This is a genomic window from Glycomyces xiaoerkulensis, assembly GCF_002798405.1.
GTDB classification, from domain to species: Bacteria; Actinomycetota; Actinomycetes; order Mycobacteriales; family Micromonosporaceae; genus Glycomyces; species Glycomyces xiaoerkulensis.
In genome coordinates this window covers 43327-58405 of sequence record NZ_PGGV01000004.1, presented here as the reverse complement: position 1 = coordinate 58405, position 15079 = coordinate 43327, and the positions used below count along the sequence as shown (strand labels likewise).

At 72.2% G+C, this 15079-nt stretch carries 14 protein-coding genes; 12 read left to right on the top strand and 2 right to left on the bottom strand.

The window, feature by feature from the left end:
- The first annotated feature begins 249 nt into the window (after nucleotides 1–249).
- From CUT39_RS01135 to CUT39_RS01125, 3 genes are all read left to right on the top strand, one after another.
- Nucleotides 250–705: a hypothetical protein gene (locus tag CUT39_RS01135; RefSeq protein WP_157930418.1), complete on the top strand. Its 456-nt coding sequence runs from the start codon at nucleotides 250–252 to the stop codon at nucleotides 703–705.
- Between the two features lie 102 nt (nucleotides 706–807).
- Nucleotides 808–1341, top strand: coding sequence for a redoxin domain-containing protein (locus CUT39_RS01130; RefSeq protein WP_157930417.1), 534 nt, complete (start codon nucleotides 808–810; stop codon nucleotides 1339–1341).
- 176 nt (nucleotides 1342–1517) lie between these two features.
- On the top strand, nucleotides 1518–4760 hold the full coding sequence (locus CUT39_RS01125; protein ID WP_100444112.1) for an error-prone DNA polymerase: 3243 nt from the start codon (nucleotides 1518–1520) through the stop codon (nucleotides 4758–4760).
- Here the strand turns inward: CUT39_RS01125 and rocD are convergent.
- Nucleotides 4699–5901: an ornithine--oxo-acid transaminase gene (rocD, locus tag CUT39_RS01120; protein ID WP_232805511.1), complete on the bottom strand. Its 1203-nt coding sequence runs from the start codon at nucleotides 5899–5901 to the stop codon at nucleotides 4699–4701. The two genes, CUT39_RS01125 and rocD, sit on opposite strands and share 62 nt — an antisense overlap.
- A 96-nt stretch (nucleotides 5902–5997) precedes the next feature.
- Complete coding sequence (locus tag CUT39_RS01115) at nucleotides 5998–7041, bottom strand: NAD(P)-dependent alcohol dehydrogenase (protein ID WP_100444110.1); 1044 nt, start codon at nucleotides 7039–7041, stop codon at nucleotides 5998–6000.
- A 92-nt stretch (nucleotides 7042–7133) separates the two neighbouring features.
- On the opposite strand from CUT39_RS01115, the gene CUT39_RS01110 reads away from it, so the two are divergent.
- The 9 genes from CUT39_RS01110 to CUT39_RS01070 all read left to right on the top strand — a co-directional run bounded on the left by CUT39_RS01110 (nucleotide 7134) and on the right by CUT39_RS01070 (nucleotide 15026).
- Complete coding sequence (locus tag CUT39_RS01110; protein WP_100444109.1) at nucleotides 7134–7916, top strand: SDR family oxidoreductase; 783 nt, start codon at nucleotides 7134–7136, stop codon at nucleotides 7914–7916.
- Nucleotides 7917–7928: 12 nt separating this feature from the next.
- The gene (locus CUT39_RS01105; protein ID WP_100444277.1) at nucleotides 7929–8513 is read left to right on the top strand and encodes a TetR/AcrR family transcriptional regulator; all 585 of its coding nucleotides are present in this window, start codon (nucleotides 7929–7931) and stop codon (nucleotides 8511–8513) included.
- On the top strand, nucleotides 8506–9489 hold the full coding sequence (locus tag CUT39_RS01100; RefSeq protein ID WP_232805509.1) for an NADPH:quinone oxidoreductase family protein: 984 nt from the start codon (nucleotides 8506–8508) through the stop codon (nucleotides 9487–9489). Before CUT39_RS01105 ends, CUT39_RS01100 begins: the two co-directional genes overlap by 8 nt.
- Entirely contained in the window at nucleotides 9486–10235 is a 750-nt protein-coding gene (locus tag CUT39_RS01095) for a glucose 1-dehydrogenase (protein ID WP_100444107.1), read from the top strand. The genes CUT39_RS01100 and CUT39_RS01095 overlap by 4 nt, the downstream gene beginning before the upstream one ends.
- Nucleotides 10236–10353: 118 nt before the next feature.
- Nucleotides 10354–11118: an ABC transporter ATP-binding protein gene (locus CUT39_RS01090; protein ID WP_100444106.1), complete on the top strand. Its 765-nt coding sequence runs from the start codon at nucleotides 10354–10356 to the stop codon at nucleotides 11116–11118.
- Nucleotides 11115–11828, top strand: coding sequence for an ABC transporter ATP-binding protein (locus CUT39_RS01085; protein ID WP_100444105.1), 714 nt, complete (start codon nucleotides 11115–11117; stop codon nucleotides 11826–11828). The genes CUT39_RS01090 and CUT39_RS01085 overlap by 4 nt, the downstream gene beginning before the upstream one ends.
- Entirely contained in the window at nucleotides 11828–12706 is an 879-nt protein-coding gene (locus CUT39_RS01080) for a branched-chain amino acid ABC transporter permease (protein ID WP_100444104.1), read from the top strand. The genes CUT39_RS01085 and CUT39_RS01080 overlap by 1 nt, the downstream gene beginning before the upstream one ends.
- On the top strand, nucleotides 12703–13761 hold the full coding sequence (locus tag CUT39_RS01075) for a branched-chain amino acid ABC transporter permease (RefSeq protein WP_100444103.1): 1059 nt from the start codon (nucleotides 12703–12705) through the stop codon (nucleotides 13759–13761). Before CUT39_RS01080 ends, CUT39_RS01075 begins: the two co-directional genes overlap by 4 nt.
- A 5-nt stretch (nucleotides 13762–13766) precedes the next feature.
- Nucleotides 13767–15026, top strand: coding sequence for an ABC transporter substrate-binding protein (locus tag CUT39_RS01070; RefSeq protein WP_100444276.1), 1260 nt, complete (start codon nucleotides 13767–13769; stop codon nucleotides 15024–15026).
- Nucleotides 15027–15079 lie beyond the last annotated feature (53 nt).

Below are 15079 nucleotides of genomic sequence, written 5' to 3'. Positions count from 1 at the left end.
GCACCGAAAAGCGCGAACTCATACCAGAAACGGGCCTCCCGTGTCCAGACGACCGTTCGGCCGTCTGGACGGGGGCACGGCCCCGGCATACGGTCCTGTTGTCGCCCCGGCCGTCCGGCGGCGCCCCGATCGATTGGGAGACAAGCCGACAGAATGAGGCGCGGCCGAACCATCGGGCCGTGGCGGTATCGCGAATCCGACCATTCGAAACCGAGATCGACAGCTCAGCAGAGAGATAGGGGAATGCGTATGCTTAAACGTCTCATCCCGACCGGCCTCCCGAAACGGGAGAGGCCGGGTGCGCCCCGCCGGATCGCCATGCGGGTCGCCGCCGTCACCGCAGCGCTGGCGGCGGCGTTCGGAGTCCAGGTAATGGTCGCGCCCAGCGCGCAGGCGGCGCCCTCGTGCTACTTCAATTTCGACCTGCCTAGTACCAACAGTTCGGGCACCGTCTACGCCACCGCCCAGGTCAACTGCCCCGGTTCCGGCCTCGTCACCGCCACCGCGGACGTCCACCTGTTCCGCGACGGCACTCACGTGGACTCGGGCTCCGCCTACAGCGGGCTCGGCTTCGCCTCCGCGATCGCGTTCGAGCAGAACTGCCAGTCCGGCGACTACCACGCCAGGGTGAGCGGATCCGCCAGCGGCGAGGGTATACCGCAATACTGGAACTACACCACGCCGACCGTCTCCATCACCTGCTGACCCGCGGCCGGGCACGACCGAGTAGGTCGTGCCCGGTGTACGGTGCCGAGGGCTCATAATGGAAGCCGAGGGCGGGACGACACCGAAGGCGGAGGGAACGACGTGCGAGTACGACCGGCGATGACAGCGCTTGCGGCGGTTCTGCTGCTCGCCGCGGCCTCCTGCGGCGCCGACGGCGACGAACCCGCCGACTCCGGGGCGGGCATCCCCGCGGAGTCCGAACGCGTCGGCGAGCCGGTCGACTACGACTTCACCGCCACGACCGTGGACGGCGAGCCCTTCGAGGGCACCTCCCTGAAGGGCGCGCCGACGGTGCTCTGGTTCTGGGCGCCGTGGTGCCCGACCTGCGCCGCCCAGGGCTCCGACGTCAACGCCGCGGCCGACCGGTGGGGCGATGAGATCAACCTCATCGGCGTCGGCGGCATGGCCGACTCCGAGGCCCTGCCGGAGTTCATCGAGCGCACCGGCACCGGGGGCATCACCCACCTGTCCGACCCCGAAGGCGAGGTCTGGGAACGATTCGGGGCGATCTCGCAGAGCTCGTACGCGATCATCGACCCGGAGGAGGGACTGCTCCACACCGGCTACCTCGACGGTGTCACGCTCGAGGAATGGATCGTCTACATCACCGATTGAAGCGGTCCGCCGCCGGACCGCCGCCCGCCTGAGATTTATCGAACACGCGTTCGCGCTTGTGCCGTGCCACCGATTCGGTATGTTGAACTCATACGCATGTTCGATTTCCACGGGGGTCGAGATGGCGGACCGCGAAACCACCGCCGGCCCGGCCCGCCCCAAGGCGGCCGGCCCGGATGACTGACTACGCCGAACTCCACTGCCACTCCTGCTACTCCTTCGCCGACGGCGCCGACACCCCGGCCGAACTGGTGGCCGAGGCCGTCCGCCTGGGACTGACCGGCCTGGCCGTCACCGACCACGACGGCCTCTACGGCGTCCCCGAGCTGGCCGCCGCCGCCGGCGAGGCCGGCCTGCCCACCGTCTTCGGCGCCGAACTGAACCTGGACATGACCCGGGCCCGCCGCGGCCGGCCCGACCCCGACGGAGAGCACCTGGTGGTGCTGACCCGCGGCCCCGCCGGCTACCGGCGGCTGTCCAAGGCGATCACCAAGGCCAAGTCCGAGGCCGCCGAGGAAAAGGACCTGCCGCAGTACGAGAAGCTCGCCAAACTCACCGAACACGCCCGACTGGGGCACTGGACCGTCCTCACCGGCTGCCGCAAAGGACCCCTCAACACCGCACTCGAGACCGACGGCCCCGACGCCGCCGAACGCCGCCTGCGCGAACTCATCGACTACTGCGGCCGCGACAACCTCGCCGTAGAACTCACCTGCCACGACGCCCCCGGCGACGGCGAACGGATCGAAGCGCTCGCCGCGATCGCCCGCCGCAGCGGCGTCCCCGCCGTCGCGACCAACAACGTCCACTACGCCACGCCCCGCCGCGCCCGGGTCGCGGCCGCGCTGGCCGCCACCCGAGCCCGGCGGCCGCTCGACCGGGCCGACCCGTGGCTGCCGGCCGGCCCCGGCGCGCACCTGCGCAGCGCCGACGAGATGTTCGTGCGCTTCGCCGACCACCCCGAAGCGGTCGAGTACGCCGCGCACCTGGCGAAAGAGATCGCCTTCGACCTCAAACTGCTCGACCCCCGGCTGCCGCGCTTCCCGGTCCCGCCGGACCACGACGACTTCTCCTACCTGGCCCGCCTCATCATCGACGGCGCGCAGCAGCGCTACGGACCGCGGGAGGCCGAGCGGATCCCCGGAGCCTGGCGGCAGTTGGAATACGAACTCCGGGTGATCTACGACCTGGGCTTCGCCGGGTACTTCCTGATCGTCGCCGACATCGTCGACTTCTGCCGCCGACACGACATCTACTGCCAGGGCCGAGGCTCGGCGGCCAACAGCGCCGTGTGCTACGCCCTGGGCATCACCAACGTCGACCCGGTCGGATTCGGGCTGCTGTTCGAGCGGTTCCTCTCGGCCGAGCGCGACGGCCCGCCCGACATCGACATCGACATCGAGTCCGGCCGCCGCGAGGAGGCGATCCAGTACGTCTACGGCAAGTACACCCGCCAGCGGGCCGCCCTGGTAGCCAACGTCATCACCTACCGGCCCCGCAGCGCCGTCCGCGACGCCGCCAAGGCACTCGGCTACCCCCACGACCAGGCCACGGCCTGGTCGGGGCGGCTCCACCGCCACCGCGGCCTGGACGCCGACGAGGCCGAGGCCATCCCCGCCGCCGTCCAGGACCTGGCCGCCGAAATGACCGACCTGCCCCAGCACCTGGGCATCCACCCCGGCGGGATGGTCCTCACCGACCAGCCGGTCTCGGAGATAGTCCCGGTCGAACAGGCGCGCATGGACGACCGGACCGTCGTCCAATGGGACAAGGAGGCCTGCGCCGACGCCGGACTGGTCAAGTTCGACCTGCTGGGCCTGGGCATGCTGGAGGCGCTGCACCGGATGGTCGACCTCGTCGCCGACAGCCACGGCGACCGCATCGACCTGGCGCACTTGCCGCCCGACGACGAGGAGGTCTACGCGATGCTCTGCCGCGCCGACACCGTCGGCGTGTTCCAAGTGGAGTCGCGCGCCCAGATGGCCACCCTGCCCCGACTGCGCCCGAAGGAGTTCCAGGACCTGGTCGCCGAGGTCGCCCTCATCCGCCCTGGACCGATCCAGGGCGGGGCCGTCCACCCCTACCTGCGCCGCCGCCACGGCGAACCCTGGCACGACCAGGTCCCCGAGGTCCTCCACGACGCGCTCGCCAAGACCTACGGGGTGCCGCTGTTCCAGGAGCAGTTGATGCGCATCGCCATCGACGCCGCCGGATTCGACGGCGGCGAGGCCGACCGGCTGCGCCGCGCCATGGGCGCCAAACGGTCCGAAGAACGCATGGAACGGCTGCGCGAGCGCCTCTACGACGGCATGGCCTCCAAGGGTCTCACCGGCGCCCGGGCCGACCAGGTATACGAGCAGCTCAAGGCCTTCGCCGACTTCGGCTTCCCCGAGAGCCACGCCGCGAGCTTCGCCCACCTGGTCTACTCCTCGGCCTGGCTCAAATGCCACTACCCGGCCGCGTTCTACGCCGGGCTGCTGGCCAGCCAGCCCATGGGGTTCTACTCACCGGCCAGTCTGATCGCCGACGCGGGGCGCCACGGCATCGACGTCCTCGCCCCCGAGATCAACGCCAGCGCCCGGGTCGCCTCCCTGATCGAGGCCGACCGGCCCCCGGAGGGTCCCGTCCGCGGCACCGCGACGATCCGGCTGGGATTCGACGGCGTCAAGGGCCTCGGCGGCGACGCCGCCGACCGCATCGTCGCCGCCCGCGCCGACGGCCCCTTCCGCGACCTGCCCGACCTGGCCCGCCGCACCGGACTAAACCAGGGACATCTGGAGTCGCTGTCCCTCGCGGGCGTCCTCGACAGCCTCGAACCCGACCGCCGCAAGGCGCTGTGGACGGCCGGTGCCGTGCGCGAGCACCCCGACATGCTCCCCGGCACCGGACCGGCCGCCCGGCCCCCGACCCTGCCGGGCATGAGCGAGACCGAACTGGCCCGCGCCGACTACCTCGGGCTCGGCCTGTCGACCCGGACCCACCCGCTCGAACTCGTCCGCGACCGCCTCACCACCGAAGGCGTCGTTCCCATGGACCGGCTCCCCGACACCGCCGACGGCACCCGCGTCGAGATCGCCGGCGTGGTCACCCACCGCCAGCGCCCCGCGACCGCCCGCGGCGTGACCTTCCTGTCCGTCGAAGACGAGACCGGTATCGGCAACGTCATCTGCTCCCAGGGGCTCTGGAAGCGCTGGCGGTCGATCGCGGCCGGGGCGAAGGCCATGCGCATCAAGGGCACCGTCGAACACGCCTCCGACGCCGAGGGCCGCGTTATGCCCAACCTCATCGCCTACAGGCTCGCCGACCTCGACATCGAGACCCCCACCCCGGGCTCCCGCGACTTCCGGTTACCGGCTCCTAGCCCTCGAGGGCCTCGGCCAGGGCCGCCACGCCCCGGTCGATCTCGGTCGGCTCGATGACCAGGGGAGGGGCGATGCGCACCGTGGTCCGGTGGGTCTCCTTGCACAGCACGCCCTGCTCGGCCATCCGCTCGCACACCTCCCGGGCCGACGGGCCCGGCTCGGCCAGGTCGACTCCGGCCCACAGCCCGCACACCCGGATCGCGGCCACCTTGGACCGGTCGAGTCCGGCCAGCGCCGATTCCAGGTGCTTGCCGAGGTCGCGGGCGCGGTGCTGCCACTCGCCGGTGCCCAGCATGGCGACCACCTCGCGGCCTACCGCGGCCGCGAGCGGGTTGCCGCCGAAGGTCGATCCGTGGGAGCCGGGCGTGAACACGTCCATCACCTCCCGGTCGGCCGCGACCGCCGAGACCGGGACGATCCCGCCGCCGAGCGCCTTGCCCAGCAGGTAGAGGTCGGGCCGGACCTGCTCGCGCTCGCAGGCGAAGGTGTGGCCGGTGCGTCCGAGTCCGGATTGGATCTCGTCGGCGATCATCAGCACGTTCTCTGCGCTGCACAGTTCCCGCACATCGGCGAGCCATCCGGCCGGCGGCATGACGACCCCGGCCTCGCCCTGGACCGGTTCGAGCAGCACCGCGACGGTGTCGGGGCCGATCGCCTCCCGCAGCGCGGCGGTGTCGCCGTAGGGCACCACGTCGAAGCCGGGCGCGAAGGGGCCGTAGTGGGCGCGGGCGTCCCGGTCGGTGGAGAAGCCGACGACGGTGGTGGTGCGGCCGTGGAAGTTCCCGTCGAACACGGCGATCCGGGCCCGGTCGGCGGGCACGCCCTTGCGGGTGTAGCCCCACCTGCGGGCGGCCTTGACGGCGGTCTCGACCGCTTCGGCGCCGGTGTTCATCGGCAGCACCGCGTCCATGCCGCACAGGTCGGCCAGTTCGTCGCAGAAGGGGCCGAGCTGGTCGGTGTGGAAGGCGCGGCTGGCCAGGGTGAGCCGGTCGAGCTGGTCGCGGGCGGCGGCCACCAGTTTCGGGTGCCGGTGGCCGAAGTTGACCGCCGAATACGCCGAGAGCCAGTCGAGGTAGCGGCGGCCCTCGGTGTCGGTGACCCACGCGCCCTCGCCTTCGGCGAGCACCACCGGCAGCGGATGGTAGTTGTGTGCGCCGCGGTGCTCTTCGAGCGCGATCAGGTCGGTCGTTCGGTTCACGGTCACTCCCTCGTGGACGGCTGCAGGCGATCCTACTATTGCAAGGAATATGCAATAGCCTCGCATTCATGGGCCGCGGCCCGCTTCTTCGTGGCCTCAGCGCAGGGTTTCGGCGTCGATGACGAACCGGTAGCGCACGTCGGAGGCCAGGACCCGCTCGTAGGCCTCGTTGACCCGGTCGGCGGCGATGACCTCCACTTCGGAGGCGATGCCGTGCTCGGCGCAGAAGTCGAGCATCTCCTGGGTCTCGGCGATGCCGCCGATGGTGGACCCGGCGAAGTTGCGGCGCCACTGCAGCAGGCTGAACGCGGCCACGGGCATCGGTTCGGCCGGGGCGCCCACCGCGACCATGGTGCCGTCGACCTTCAGCAGACCGAGGTAGGCGTTCGGGTCGATGCCCGCGCTGACGGTGTTGACGATCAGGTCGAAGCTGAAACCCAGTTCCGAGAACGTCTTCGGGTCGGAGGTGGCGTAGTAGTGGTCGGCGCCGAGCCGCAGGCCGTCCTCGCGCTTCTTGAGCGACTGCGACAGGACGGTCACCTCGGCGCCCATGGCGTGGGCGATCTTGACCGCCATGTGCCCCAGTCCGCCGAGGCCGACCACGGCGACCCGCTTGCCGGGGCCGGCGCCCCAGCGGCGCAGCGGCGAGTACATGGTGATCCCCGCGCACAGCAGGGGAGCGGCGGCCTCGTAGGGGATCGATTCGGGCACCTTGAGCACGAAGTCCTCGTCCACGACGATGTGGGTCGAGTACCCGCCCTGGGTGACGGTGCCGTCGGCGTCGATCCCGCCGTAGGTCATGGTGTTGCCGCGCAGACAGTACTGCTCCAGTCCGCGGCGGCAGGTGTCGCAGTCCCGGCAGGAGTTCACCATGCAGCCGACGCCGACCCGGTCGCCGACCGCGTGGGAGGCGACCTCGGCGCCGGTCTCGGCCACGGTGCCGACGATCTCGTGGCCGGGCACCAGCGGGTAGGACTGCCGGCCCCAATCGCCGCGGACGGTGTGGATGTCGGAGTGGCAGATTCCGGCGTACCGGATTTCGATCAGCACGTCGCGCGGGCCGAGATCGCGCCGCTCGACGGTGGTCGCCACCAGCGGATCGTTCGCAGAGGGGGCCGCATAGGCGTTGACAGACAGCACGGTCGCTCCAAATTCGCTTAGGATGCCAGGGCGGGCGCGGCGGCGATCATCGCAGCCGCGGGCGCCTGAAGCGTACCGCGCGGGCCGGCCGTATGGTACGGTCTCACAAACCGACTAGACGGTATGGAGTTGTGGTGAGCAGATTCGAAGGCAGAGTCGCCCTGATCACCGGAGCGAGCCGCGGCATCGGACTCGCGATCGCCGAACGGCTGGTGTCCGAGGGCGCAGCGGTGGTTATCACCGGCCGCGACCGGGACGCCCTGGAGGCGGCGGTCGCGAGCCTCGGCGAGAACCGCGCCTCGGGCGTCGCGGGCAAGGCCGACGACCCCGAGCACCGCGCCGCGGCGATCGGGCACGCGCTCCAGCGGTTCGGCGCGCTCGACCACCTGGTGAACAACGCGGGCGTCAATCCCGCCTGGGGGCCGCTGAGCGAACTCGACCCCGAGGCCGCCCGCAAGACCTTCGAGGTCAACGTCATCGCGGCCCTGGAATGGACGCGCGAGGCCGCCGCCACCGGCGGCCTGCGCTCGGTGGTGAACATGGCCTCGATCTCGGGGACCGCCGCCAGCCCCAACATCGGCTTCTACGGGGTCTCGAAGGCCGCGCTGATCAACCTCACCGTCCAGCAGGCCGAGGAGCTCGCCCCCGAGGTGCGGGTGAACGCGCTCGCGCCGGCGGTGGTCAAGACCAAGTTCTCCAAGGCCCTCTACGACGGCCGCGAGGAGGCGGTCGCAGGCGGCTACCCGCTCGCCCGCCTCGGCGTGCCCGAGGACGTGGCCGGACCCGCCTCGTTCCTGCTGTCAGAGGACGCCGCGTGGGTCACCGGACAGACCCTGCTGATCGACGGCGGGGTCAGCATCAGGCAGGCGGAGTGAAGAATGGGGACCATGAAGACCACCAGCGTCGCCGACGAGGTCCTCCGGGCCGCCCTCGACCTGTTCGCCTCCCAAGGGTACGCCAACACCAGCGTGCAGCAGATCGTCGCTGCCGCCGGAGTCACCAAGGGCGCCCTCTACCACTACTTCTCGTCCAAAGACGACCTGCTGTTCGCGATCTACGAGCGGATGCTGTCGCTCCAGCGGCGCCGCCTGGACGAGATCATCGCCTCCGGCGGCGAGACCGAGGAGGTCGTCAGGGCCGCCTGCGAGGACGTGGTGGTCACCTCCATCGACTTCCTGCAGGAGGGCACCATCTTCTTCCGCAGCCAGCACATGCTGGTCCCCGAGCGGCAGAAGGAGGTCAAGCGCCGCCGCCGCGAGTACCACGACGCGTTCGCCGAGCTGATCGCCCGCGGCCGGGACGAGGGACGCTTCCGCGACGACGTCCCGATCTCGGTGCTCATCGCGCACTTCTTCTCCGACGTCCACTATCTGCCGCACTGGTACTCGCCCGAAGGACCCGAAGACAAGACCGAAGTGGCCCAGCAGCTCACCGAGCTGTTCCTCCGAGGGATCAGGAGCACCGATGGCTGAATCCATGCGCGCCTGGCGCGTGACCGCGCACGGCGAACCCGAACGGGTCATGGCGCTCGACGAGGTCGACGTGCCGTCCCCCGGCCCCGGCGAGGTCCTGATCCGGGTGCGCGCCGTGGCCGTGAACTTCCCCGACGTCCTGCTGGCCCGCGGCCAGTACCAGGAGCGCCCCGAACCGCCGTTCATCCCCGGCATCGAACTGTGCGGCGAGGTCGCCGCGCTCGGTGACGGTGCGAGCGGTCTGCAGGTGGGCGAGCGCGTGGTCGGCTCGAAGATCGGCGTGATGGCCGAGTACGCGGCCGTCCCCGCCGAGGCGGTCCGCCCCGCGCCGCCGAGCCTCGACGACGCGGCCGCCGCCTCCCTGACCATCGCCTACCAGACCGCCTGGTTCGGACTCCACCGCCGCGCCGCGATCCGGTCCGGCGAGACCCTGCTCGTCCACGCCGCGGCCGGGGGCGTCGGCACCGCCGCCTGCCAGCTCGGCGCCGCCGCCGGCGCGACCGTGGTCGGCGTGGTCGGAAACAGGGACAAGGCCGCGGCCGCCGCGGCCGCCGGCGCCGACGAGGTCCTGATGCGCGACGACGACTGGCCCGCGGCGGTCAAGCGGGACCACCGCGGCGCCGACGTGGTGTTCGACCCGGTCGGCGGCGCGGCGTTCGAGCGCTCGACCAAGTGCGTGGCCTTCGAGGGCCGCATCGTCGTGGTCGGGTTCGCCGGCGGTGAGCAGCAGGCGGTCCACCCCGGACACGCCCTGGTGAAGAACTACGGGGTGCTCGGGCTCCACTGGGCCCTCTACCAGCAGCGCCGCCCCGACCTGGTCGACCAGGCGCACGAGGCGCTCACCCGCCTGGCCGACGAGGGCGCCGTGCGGCCGGCGGTGGCCGAGACGGTGGCCTTCGACCAGGCCCCGGCCGCGGTCCAGCGCCTGGCCGGCGGCGGGACCACCGGGCGGCTCGTGGTGCGGGTGGCCGCGTGAGCGGCGGCGCGGCGACCGGTCTGGACGGCCGCGTCGCGATCGTGACCGGCGGTTCGCGCGGGATCGGCGCGGCCTGCGTGCGGGCCCTGCACGAGGCCGGCGCGCGGGTGCTGATCGCCGACGTCCTGACCGAAGAGGGCGATGCGCTGGCCGCCGAGCTGGGCGAGCGTGTCCGGTTCGCCGAGCTCGACGTCACCGACGAGGACGCCTGGGAGCGCACCGTCGCCGAGGCGGTCGCCTCGTTCGGAGCGGTCGACGTGCTGGTGAACAACGCCGGGATCGCCAACGCCGCCCCGATCGAGCACTTCACGCTCGAGAAGTGGAACCGGGTGCTGGAGGTCAACCTCACCGGCACGTTCCTGGGCTGCCGGGCGGTGGTGCCGCCGATGAAGGCCGCCGGGCGCGGTTCGATCGTCAACGTCTCCTCGGTGGAGGGGATGCGGGGCAGCGTGCGCCTGCACGGCTACACCGCCTCGAAGTTCGCCGTGCGCGGGCTGTCGAAGTCCCTCGCGGTCGAACTCGGCCCGTCGGGGATCCGGGTCAACTCGGTCCACCCCGGTTTCATCGGCACCGACATGAGCACCCGCATCGACCCCGACGACCTGATCATCCCGCTGCAGCGGCCGGGCGTGCCCGACGACCCGGCCGGGGCGGTGGTGTTCCTGGCGAGCGATGCCTCGGCCTACGTCTCGGGCACCGAGATGGTCGTCGACGGCGGCATGACCGCCGGTATCGCCCACCGCTGAGCCCGGCCGGAGCGGTGTTGTCCGAATCGAAACCGAAAAGTCGCGCCGGTCACATACCGTCTAGTCGGTATTTGCGATACAGTGGCGGTACTCCGACACGAAGAGGTGCGAGCCCGAGATGACACCGACCCCTCCGCCCGAAGCGGCGCCCCGACTCGAGGTGAGCGGCCTCGAAGTGGCATTCGGGGGCCTCAAGGCCCTCGACGAGGTCTCCTTCGAGGTCGGCGACGGCGAGACCGTCGCCCTCATCGGCCCCAACGGCGCCGGCAAGACCACCGTCTTCAACGCCGTCTGCGCCCTGGTCCAACCCCGCCGCGGCGCGGTGCGGATCGGCGGGCGCCCCGCGCCGGCCGCGACCACCGGCCTGGCGGCCGCGGGCGTCTCCCGCACCCTTCAGGGCCTCGGCCTGTTCGACCGCATGACCGTCCTCGAGAACGTCATGGTGCCGCTCTCGAGTCTCCGCGGCCGCGCCGCCGACAAGGCCGCCAAGGCCCGCGCCGTACTGTCCGAACTCGACCTCGCGTCGCTGGCGGCGCACCCCGCCGCCACCCTGCCCTACCCCGAACGCAAACGCGTCGCCCTCGCCCGCGCCCTGGTCACCGACCCGAAACTGCTGCTGCTCGACGAACCCGCCGGCGGCCTCGGCGCCGCCGACATCGAGGCGCTGGCCGCCACCGTCCGCGCGGTGGCGGCCGGCGGCTGCGCCGTCCTCCTGGTCGAGCACCACGTCGACTTCGTCATGGACGTGGCCGACCGCGTCGTCGTGCTCGACTTCGGCAAGGTCATCGCCGCCGGCGAACCCGACGCCGTCCGCGACGACCCCGCCGTCGAGGCCGCCTACCTCGGACTCGAGGCCCGCACCGACCGAGAGGGCGTCCAATGAGCACCCTGACGATCGAGGACCTGACCGTCGCCTACGGCGACGGCGCCCCCGTCCTCGACGGCCTCGACCTCCACATCGGCGACGGCACCGTCCTCGCCCTCCTCGGCGCCAACGGCGCCGGCAAGACCACCCTCCTGCGCGCCCTCACCGGACTCGTCCCCGCCGGCGGCCGGGTCCTGCTCGACGGCGCCGACCTGACCGGCACCGCCACCGAGGACCGCGTGCGGGGCGGACTCGCGCTCGTGCCCGAAGGCCGCAGCACCGTCGTCGAACTCACCGTCGAGGAGAACCTCCGGCTCGGCGCCCTCTGGCGCCACCGCGGCGCCGCCCGCCGGGCCGCCGTCGCGGAGATGTACGAGCTGTTCGAACCGCTCGCCCGCCGCCGCCACGCCCCCGGCCACACCCTCTCGGGCGGCGAACGCCAGATGCTCGCGCTGGCCCGCGCCCTCATCGCGCGACCGGACGTGCTGCTGCTGGACGAACCGTCGCTCGGCCTCGCCCCGCTCGTGGTCGCCCAGCTCCTCGGCGTGCTCCGCGAGACCGCCTCCCGGCGCGGCCTGACCGTGCTGCTGGCCGAGCAGAACGTCACCGGCGCCCTGTCGGTGGCCGACCGCGGCGTGGTGCTGTCCCTCGGCGAGGTGGTGGCCGACCGGCCCGCCGCCGCCCTCGCCGCCGATCCCGCCCTCCGGCACGCCTACCTGGGGTTCTGATGGACCGACTCGTATTCCTGCTCTCCACCGGCCTGGCCCGCGGGGCCGTCCTGGCGCTGTTCGCCCTGTCGCTGGTGATCGTCTGGCGCGCCGCCCGCGTCATCAACTTCGCCCAGGCGGCCATGGCCATCGTCGCCGTCTACGTCGCGTTCGCCCTCACCGCCGCCTCCGGCTCCTACTGGCTCGGCCTGGCCGGCGCGCTCGCGGCCGGCGCCGTGCTCGGCGCCCTGGTCGAACGCGGGCCGCTCAAGCTGGTCCCGCGCGACACCCCGCTGCCCGGCATGATCGTCGCGATCGGACTGGTCATGGTGCTCCAATCCGGACTGGCCATCGCCTTCGGGCCCGACCACCGGCCGGTCCGCGCCCCGTTCTCCCAGCGCCCCTTCCTGCTCGGCGACATCCCCGTCCTGTCGGCCTACGCCCTGTTCGTGCTGCTGCTCGCCGGCGGCGTGATGGCCGTCCTTGCCCTGCTGTTCGGCCGGACCTCCCTGGGCCTGCAACTGCGCGCCGCCGCCTTCGCGCCCGAGACCTCCCGCCTGCTCGGCGTGCGGGTCCCGCGCATGGTGACCGCCGGCTGGATGCTGTCGGTCGCCACCGCCGCCCTGGCGGCGCTGCTGCTGGTGCCCACCGAACTCGGCCTCAACCCGCACGCCGCCGACCTGCTGTTCGTCAACGCCTTCGCCGTCGCCGTCGTCGGCGGCCTCGACTCCCCGCTCGGCGCCCTGATCGCCGGCCTCGCCGTCGGCGTCCTGGTCAGCCTCGTCACCGGCTACGTGTCGGCCGCCGCCGCACCGCTGGCCGTCCTCGGACTGCTCACCGCGGTCCTACTGGTGCGACCCGGCGGCCTGTTCGCCGCCAAGGAGGCCCGATCCGCATGAACGCCCCCACCTCGCGCCTGGTGCTGCGCGCCGCGCTCCTCACCCTCGTCGCCATCGCCGCGACCTTCGCCCTGGACCCCTTCCGCAACTACCAGCTCGCCACCGCCGCCGGCTGCTTCGCGGCCGTCGCCGGACTGACCGTCCTGGTCGGACTGACCGGGCAGTTGTCGCTGGGCCACGCCGTGCTCATGGCCGCCGGAGGCTACGGCTACGCCATCGCCTCCACCGCCGCCGCCGAAGCCCTCCCCGGCAGCGACGCCCTCCCCTTCCTGGCCGGGCTCGGCGGAGCGGTCGCCGTCTCCGGCGTCCTCGGCCTCCTGCTCGGCCTGGCCGCCGCGCGCCTCCGCGGCCCCTACCTGGCCGGCCTCACGCTCGCGATGGTCATCGCCCTGCCCTCGGCCGCGAACGTGATCCCCGCCCTCGCCGGCGACCAGGGGCGAGGCGCCCCCTTCTTCCCGGTCCCCGAAGCGCTGTCGTCGCTGATCGCCGTGGAGCAGTGGCACGCCTGGCTCGCCATCGCCGTCGCCGCGGTCGCGGTCACCCCCTTGGCGGCGATGCGCCGCGGCCGCGCCGGACTGCGGATGCGCGCCGTCCTCGGCGACGAGACCGCCGCCCGCCTCGCCGCGGTCGACCCCGCGAAGGTCAAGACCGGGGCCTTCACCGTCAGCTCGCTCGCGGCTGGCCTCGGCGGCGCCGTGCTGGCGGTCGCCACCCAGTCGGTGAGCCCCGGCGCCTACGGCCTCGGGTTCTCGCTGCTGCTCGTGGTCGCCGCCGTGGTCGGCGGGCTCGGCAGCATCGGCGGCGCCGCCGCCGGCTCGGCGATCATCGTCGTCCTGCCGTGGCTGGTCGACTCCGCCGCGAGCGCACTCCCGGCCGACCTGGGGCAGCGCCTCAACGGCAATCTCGCCGTCCTCCTCTTCGGCGCCGTCGTCATCGCGGTGACCGCCGCCCGGCCCGGCGGCATCGCCGGACTGCCGAGGCGCCTGCCCCGGCCCCCGTTCACCCGGAACACCCGGACCCCTGAGACCGAGCCGAACCAGAACACAGAGAGGTGATCTGCATGCCAGCCCCTTCCAAGAAGACGGCCCTGGCCGCCGCGGCCGCGCTCGCGGCCGCCGGCCTCGCCGCCTGCTCCACACCCGACGAAGACGACGTGCCGGGCGTCACCGACGACACGGTGACCATCGGCACCCACCAGCCGCTCACCGGACCGGCCGCCGCCGGCTACGCCTCGATCTCGGCGGCCACCGACGCCTACTTCCAGTACCTCAACGACAACGGCGGCGTCCACGGCCGCGAAATCGAGTACCTGGTCAAGGACGACGCCTACAACCCGTCCGAAACCCAGACCGCCGTACGCGAACTGGTCGGCGAGGACGAGGTCTTCGCGATCGTCAACGGGCTCGGCACCCCGACCCACACCTCGGTGCTCGACTACCTCGACCAGCAGGGGGTGCCGGACCTGTTCGTCTCCTCCGGCTCGCTCACCTGGAACCAGCCCGAGACCTACCCGAACACCTTCGCCTTCAACGCCGACTACGTCACCGAGGGCGCGGCCCTGGCCCAGTACGCGGTCGACCAGAACCCCGACGCCACCGTCTGCGTACTCGGCCAGGACGACGACTTCGGCGCGGGCATCCTCCAAGGGGTCGAGACCGTCGTCGGCGACGAGGTCGCCGAGGCCCAGGAATACTCCTCATCCAATGAGGACGTCACCGCGCAGATCGGTGCCATGATGGCCGCCGAATGCGAGGTCAACATCCTCGGCACCATCAACGGGTTCACCGCGCTCGCGGTCGGCACGGCCGCGCAGATGGAGTGGTTCCCGCAGTGGTACGTCTCCTCCTCCGGAGCCGACTACCCCACGCTCGTGGAGTACCTCGGCGAAGAGGAGGCGCCGCTGCTGCTGCAGGGGATGGCCAGCGTCAACTACCTCCCCAACAGCCCCGGCAGCGACTGGTACGACCTGTTCCGGCAGATCAACGAGGACTACAACGACGGCGCCGACTTCACCGGCAACACGGTGTTCGGCATGAGCGTCGGCTACCTGTTCGCCGAGGCCCTGGCCGCCGCCGGCGAAGACCCCACCCGCGAGTCGCTGGTGGCCGCCATCGAGTCGGGCGACCTGGCCGGCAACGGCATCGTCCCGCTGTCCTACAGCGAGGACGACCACGCCGCCTACCGCTCGGTCGGTATCGCCGTCGTCGACGAGGGCGTCCAGGACTTCGTGGGCACCACCTACCGCGTCGACGACGGGACCGTCGAGCAGATCGAGGCCGACCCGGTGCCGCTGGAGAACGACGGCGTCCCCGGCCAGTGACCCGGGTGCGGGCGCCGCCGCGGCGCCCGCACCCCGAACGGAAAGGAAACCGC